General features: G+C 56.3%; 6 protein-coding genes. 2 read left to right on the top strand and 4 right to left on the bottom strand.

Annotation, left to right across the window (positions count from 1 at the left end; genetic code table 11):
* Positions 1-124: 124 nt before the first annotated feature.
* The 4 genes from NKH37_RS32040 to NKH37_RS32025 form a co-directional block, all read right to left on the bottom strand.
* On the bottom strand, positions 125-661 hold the full coding sequence (locus NKH37_RS32040) for a dihydrofolate reductase family protein (RefSeq protein ID WP_353006842.1): 537 nt from the start codon (positions 659-661) through the stop codon (positions 125-127).
* Between the two features lie 210 nt (positions 662-871).
* Positions 872-2,602: an adenylate/guanylate cyclase domain-containing protein gene (locus NKH37_RS32035; RefSeq protein WP_353006853.1), complete on the bottom strand. Its 1,731-nt coding sequence runs from the start codon at positions 2,600-2,602 to the stop codon at positions 872-874.
* Positions 2,603-2,709: 107 nt separating this feature from the next.
* Positions 2,710-3,024 carry a dihydrofolate reductase family protein gene (locus NKH37_RS32030; RefSeq protein WP_353006839.1) on the bottom strand — a complete coding sequence of 105 codons (315 nt, stop codon included), beginning with the start codon at positions 3,022-3,024 and terminating at the stop codon, positions 2,710-2,712.
* Positions 3,025-3,202: 178 nt separating this feature from the next.
* Complete coding sequence (locus tag NKH37_RS32025; protein ID WP_353042326.1) at positions 3,203-4,978, bottom strand: retron Ec67 family RNA-directed DNA polymerase/endonuclease; 1,776 nt, start codon at positions 4,976-4,978, stop codon at positions 3,203-3,205.
* A 466-nt stretch (positions 4,979-5,444) separates the two neighbouring features.
* Here NKH37_RS32025 and NKH37_RS32020 point away from each other — a divergent pair, with 466 nt between their 5' ends.
* Positions 5,445-6,017, top strand: coding sequence for a hypothetical protein (locus tag NKH37_RS32020; RefSeq protein WP_353006833.1), 573 nt, complete (start codon positions 5,445-5,447; stop codon positions 6,015-6,017).
* Positions 6,017-6,364, top strand: a complete 348-nt coding sequence (locus tag NKH37_RS32015; RefSeq protein ID WP_353006830.1) for a hypothetical protein — start codon at positions 6,017-6,019, stop codon at positions 6,362-6,364. Before NKH37_RS32020 ends, NKH37_RS32015 begins: the two co-directional genes overlap by 1 nt.
* Positions 6,365-6,451: the final 87 nt, after the last annotated feature.

Below are 6,451 nucleotides of genomic sequence, written 5' to 3'. Positions count from 1 at the left end.
AGCCTCCGCCAAGCTCAACTGGCCCGTCTGCTTCACTGCCATCGCGATTCCCTCAGAGCGTCCACCTCAGAGAATCACAATCAGCGAATTACGCAACAGGCCCTCAAGGGGGGAGATTGGCTCATCACGCCTTCCCCGCCGCATACTCCAGCGCCACCACGCCGTTGCTGAATTGCCTGGCAAACACCAGCTCGAGCGGCAATTGCGCGCCGGGCGGGAACAGCAGCTTGCCCTGGCCGACAGCACCGGGGTAGCTGAGCAGCCGGATGCGGTCGACAAGGCCGTGGCGCAGCAATTCCTGCGCGACGCTGAGGCTGCCATGCACATAGATGTTGCCGCCGCTGCCTTGCTTCAGCCCTCTGACGGCGTCCGGCAAGGCGCCCTGCAGCAACTCGGCCGGCTGCCAGTCGAGCGCCGTCAAGTTGGTCGACGCGACATATTTCGGCAGCGCATTGAACCGGTCGGCGAAATCTCCGGTCTCCTTGGGCCACGAGCCGGCAAAGATCTGATAAGTCGTGCGCCCCAAAAGCATGGCGCCGCTGTCGGCAAGCTCGTCGTCCTTGAATTTTTGCATTTCATCGTTCCAGGCCACGCTCGGCAGCTTTTCAACCTCGGCAATGCCATCGACGCTGATGAATTCGGTGATGATGAGTTTTCTCATGGCGGGTTCCCTTCTGTTGGGGCGGCCGTGCGGGCCTTATGCGAACTGCGCCGTCAACTAGCGCCGCGCGTTGTCAGGGGGAGGGGCTTTCCCCATTCGCTTCCAAAGACGGACACCGTGGGAAAAGCGTCTCCGACCTGCCCGTCGTTCGGTCATGCCACAAGGTCCGCGTCGGGCCCCTATCGGGTCTGGTTAGTAGTTACGGGCTGCCTACAAGTTGGCAATACCGGCTTTCAGCAGTCCTTCGCGGACGTGCTGCACGTCAGACTCCTGGGCAAAGTGCAGGGTGGCGATAAATGGATCGAGGTCGAATTGGGCATCGAGCGTTCTGATCTTGCCCAGATGCGCCGCAGCCGCGATTTCGTCACCGAGCCAGCCGTAGCAGGCAGCGGCGAAAGCGTGCTGAACCGAGTCCATGGTTGACAGATGCATGAAAGCTTCGATCGCCTCGCCATACTGGCGCGCGGCGAAATGCGCCTTTCCCAGATGGCTCCAGAATCTCTCCGGGTGGTGCGGGTTCAACTGCATTGCCTTGCGGATCCATTCGATTCCCTCTTCCGGCCTCCCCAGCCATGTCAATAACTCGCCTTGCTGCACCACCACGAGGTCGTAATTGGGATTGAGGGCCAGCGCCCGCTCTTGATGGTAGCGCGCTGTGGTCAGCTCATTGTTGTTCACGTTCACTGCCGCGAGGATGCGGTGGACATCGGCATCGTTGTTGTCCAGCGCCAGCGCCCTGTCCAGCGCTGCCATAACGTTGTTCCAGACGGCATCCCTGTCTTCGCACCAGTTATGGACCCAGGCCTGGCCAAGAATGCAGGCCCGCCAGGCATGGGCATGGGCATAATCGGGGTCGAGGGTGACGGCCCTTTCTATCAAGGTTTGCGCGCGTTCATTATCCGCAATCGTGCTTCGGTGATGCAGCACCTTGGCAGCAAGCACACATTCATACGCGGCCATGTTTGCAGGTTTCGCGCGCGCGAGCTGGTCCCGCTGAGCCGCCTCGACACGACCGGGCAGCGTGGCTGCGATCGCCGCGGTCACCTCATCCTGAATCGCGAATATGTCGACCAGCTTCCGGTCATATTTGTCTGCCCAAATATGTGCGTCATTCGCCGTGTCGATGAGCTGAACCGTCACGCGCACCCTGTCGCCGATCTTGCGGACGCTTCCCTCCACCAAATATTGGACGTCGAGTTTTTCGGCCACCTCGCGCACATTCACGGCGCGGTTCTTGTAGACGAAGGCGGAATTGCGCGAGATGACGAACAACTCATGGTGGCGGGACAGTTCGGTGATGATGTCCTCGGTCAGTCCGTCCGCGAAAAATTCCTGCTCGGGGTCGCCGCTCATGTTGCTGAATGGCAGCACCACTATCGAAGGTTTCGAGATGGATCGCTTTGCCTCGACTTGTGGCAGGACAGGACTGTCAAACCCAACGCGATAGAGGCGAACCGGGCGGCTGATGTTCTTTAACGTCTTCTCGCCCAGGTCCTCCATGGCAATTTCGAGACGGTCGGCAATTTGGGTCGCCACCGCGGCGGTCACGCAGATACCGCCGACGTCGGCGAGTTGCTCGATGCGCGAGGCAATATTGACGCCGTCGCCGAAAATGTCCTCATCGTCGAAAATGATGTCGCCGAGATTTATGCCGATCCTGAATTCGATGCGCCGTTCTTGCGGCACATCCGAATTGCGCCGTTTCATGCGCTGTTGGATTTCCACGGCGCATTTCACGGCATCGGTCACGCTCTGGAACTCAACGAGCATGCCGTCTCCGGTGGTCTTGATGATCCGGCCCTTGTTCTTGGCGATGGCGGGATCGACCAGTTCTATGCGATGGGTCCGAAGGCGTGCGAGCGTGCCGGATTCGTCGGCCTCCATTAGCCGACTGTAGCCCGCCATATCGGAAGCCAGAATTGCGGCTAGTCTCTGTTCCATCGCTGAACCAAAAACCAAGCCTACGCTTCCTGTGCTGCCAAATCCAGCAATTTGGGCTTGTGGCTGAATCAAGAAGTCTTTCTACCGCAGCAGCAAGAAAGGGCGGATCAGAACCTTTCGCCTGGTGGCTGCGAACTCGATCGCATCAATCGCGGGAGACGCCCCGATCCGAGCGCCGTCAAGCTCGTCGACGCGACATATTTCGGCAGCGCGTTGAGCCGCTCGGCGAAGTCTCCGGTTTCCTTGGGCCACGAGCCGGCAAAGATCTCATAGGTCGTGCGCCCCAAAAGCACGGCGCCGCTGTCGGCAAGCTCGCCGTCCTTGAATTTCTGCATTTCATCGTTCCAGGTAACGCCCGGCAGCTTCTCGACCTCGGCAATGCCATCGACGCTGATGAATTCGGTGACGATGAGTTTTCTCATGGCGGGCTCCTTCTACAAGGGGGCGGGCTGCGCTGGCCTCCTGTGAGCCGCCTCATGAAAACTAGCGCGGCGCTTTGGCGTTTTTAGGAATTATCAGACAGGAGCGTCGACCTCATTTGGGAGAACCAAGTGCACCTGGGCCGCATGTATGGATGCGCGGTTTCCGCTGGCAAGGAGATTAAGGTACCGCGGCAACTGGGGCTGGAGCTGGCACGGCTGCAGCGGGCGGCAGTAGGCCGACTTTCTTCTTATAGTCTTCAATCACTTCGGCGATTGAATTAAGCACGGGTTCGAATCCACTGAAGTTGATCGAGCCCTTGTTGGCCGCAACGACCTTGCTTGCGAACGTCTTTTTGGAGATGTGTGTAGCGCCATCGGTGTCCTTCAGCTTAATTTCGAACTTCTTGCCCTCGTACGGCTGGTCGAGGAGCCCCTGTTCGAAAAGTTTCTCGATGGGTGTATCGCCGCCGCCAACCTTAGGGATTGGAATGACATAAAGGTTGGATTCCAGATGGTGCCAACTGTCGGTTCCATCCACTTTCTTTTTCGTGACATGGAAGATGTGCTTAAACAGGTCTTTCGAGCCATCATCCGAGTCAACGACCATGATTAGCGGGTGCTTACCCCCGCTCTTAAAGCCTTTCCCGCGTATCGAAAACATTCTCGCGAGCTTGGTAAGATCGCCGCATCCGCCCCCTAGCTGCTGAACGGCAGCCGAGGTCCTTGTATATTTGAACAGCTTGAATTTGAGCTCGCCACCGGGGCTCGTAAGTGTTGGGTACTTGGCGGCGAGGGCCTGAACGGCTGACTTGATGTAAATGTTGTCCGTCACGCCTTCGCAGAGGACAATAGGTCGGTCTGCGCCGTATAAGTCCACATAATTCAGAAAGCGCTCAAAGAGCTTGAAACTGGCCCAGATTTTCTGTGGAGGCGCCTTCGCCTGCTCGTCCTTGTCGTCAGGAACTGGACGTACCTTCGGCCCCCGGCCACGGACTTGGTAGATAAAGGCCAGGCGGCCTCGAAGCTTCGCTATCGGGAACGGCTGTTTCACGCCATCGACCTTCACGTGGCACGAACCGTCCATGAACAGGTAGTGGCACATGGCGCAGACGGTAGCGTAATAATCTGATGCGATATTGACCTTTTGATTGACGACGACGCCTGTCACGTCCTGCCTGGAATAGTAATACTGCATACGCGTTTTGATCGGGTTTAATTCGAATCCGACACGGGATATGGCCTTCACCAATTTCGGGCCAGCTTCCCAAAGGTTGATGCTGCCATTTACCCGCCGCCCAATAGCTGAAGGAAACAGCCGCTCACTGGTCGAGAACGTAATGTCGTCGGCATACCGCGTGTATGTGCAGTGATTCTGTCTCGCCAATTCATTAAGGCGGATGTCCATCACGCCGGCGATTAGGTTTGAAATGACCGGTGAGCACGGGCTGCCTTGCGGCAGCTGGTTGTCGAAGGACGCAATCTGCGTCAGGACAGCGGCTACCTTGGGCTTGAGTGCGAAGTCCTTGTGCTTGGTGAAGAATCCGAAGACCCGCCCAAAATTGATCGCAGGGAAGAAGTCCCTGAGGTCCACATTAAAAACGTATCGCTGACCGCGGTGGTTCTCTCCGTTGGTTATTATGGAAAGCTTTTTCTTGAAACCATGGGCGAGAATGCAGTTGCGTTTCGTGATCCTGCTGGCCTCAAGCTGCTGCTCGATCAGGAGCAAATCATTAGCGAGGCGTTTTTGAACGGCTTTTAAAACCTTATGGGGCGCACGAATCGTCCGCTCACCGCCCGACTTTTTAGGCACGGTGAATTCGTCGTACTTGGCGACTTTGGAGAGCTTATAAAGCGCATAGGAGATGTGCGCCGGCTTGAGGTCCAGAATCCGTGCCACATCGGTCAGAGTTTCCGCTTTTTTGTACTGCTCTAGCTTAAGTGAAACAACTGTCATGGGAGGGGCGGCTTGCGGATACTCCTATGCGATGTAGCATAATGGACCATAACGTATCGCTCTCGTCGCGTTCTCCGGGAAGCACTAGAGCCGTCTTGCTTTCACCTGTGAAGATCCCCCACAGAAAAATCTATCCGCAAGCCGTCTTTTGTAAGCCCGATTACGCGCGAGTACGCAAGCAGGCAGCAAGTAATTTCAGTGGATTAAGATGTGCATCACCGGACCGCATCCGTCTTCGTCCGCACGGTCGTATTACGATTTGCCGCCTGCCTCGGAAGAGACAGGCGGCTTATTTGTCGATGATCCTCCTATTGCCGCAGCGATAATGGTGGGCAGGGCCGAACTGGGCTGTCGGAACGGCGGGCTCGTTCCATCGCCAGTGCAGTTCACCGATAGTCCAGAAAATTCTTGACATTATGGGTCAGCGGCCTAATCTCACGTCAAACACGTGAGGAAGGTGACGACTATGAAAATGGACATGGCAATCATTGGGAGCGGCCCCGTGCTATCAGGCTCCATCAATGGCAAAGCTGCTTTTGCGGCCTTTGTGAAGGCCATTGATCGCGAGCCGGCTGCGCCGACGCCGCTATTCCTCGACTTTACAAATATCGATGTGGCTACCGCCAGCTATCTTCGAGAATCGGTGTTCGCTCTGAAAGCGTACATGCGAACCCTTTCATCCAAGTATTACCCAGTTGTTGCGAATGTAAATGACGATATTTTGGATGAATTGCTGATTGTCGCGAATACTAAAGGTGATGCGATTATGAGCTGCCGCCTGGACCGCGACGAACGCGTCTCGGGAGCGGAGTTGATTGGCAGCCTTGATCCGAAGCAACAGATGACATTCGACTTGGTGAACGAATATAATGGAGTTGATGCCAACCATCTCATGGAAAAATTTGGAGAAGCTGAGCAAACCAAGAGCACGACGGCGTGGAACAATCGGCTTGCCAGTCTTGCGGCTCGCGGCGTGATTCGTGAGTTTGCTCAGGGTCGTTCGAAATACTATCGTCCGTTATTTGAGGAGGTAATCTGATGGGGGTCGAATTTTTAAACCGAACAAAGAAAACGATCCGCAAGCACGTCGATACGAAGCGGGCAGAGCTTGCGACGCCCGGCTTGTTCACGGTCAATCCCACGAACCAGCCGCGCCGCGCGATTGCGTCGATCACCGCAGGGGTAAATGTCGCCAACGGTGAAGTGCTTATCGTAGAGACTAAGGGCGGACGGGTGAGTTTACGCCGGGGCAATAGCGTCGTCGGTTCATTTGATAGTCCCTCTGGCGACGTAATTTCTGCAATTGAAAAATCGGGAGGCGCAGCGAACGGTGTCGTTGGTCGAGTACACAAGCTCTCGAAGAAAGCAGAAGTATCTCTGTGTTGAACCTTAATCGCCCAGATACGCGAAGCCATGAGGTGATCGTCCGGTCGCTAACAGACGATCCCTATCGGAACACCATGGCATTGGGTT

Source organism: Mesorhizobium sp. M1217 (genome assembly GCF_040318275.1).
Classification (GTDB): Bacteria; Pseudomonadota; Alphaproteobacteria; order Rhizobiales; family Rhizobiaceae; genus Mesorhizobium.
The sequence above is the reverse complement of the archived record's forward strand: the minus strand, read 5'-3'. Positions and strand labels throughout refer to the sequence as shown.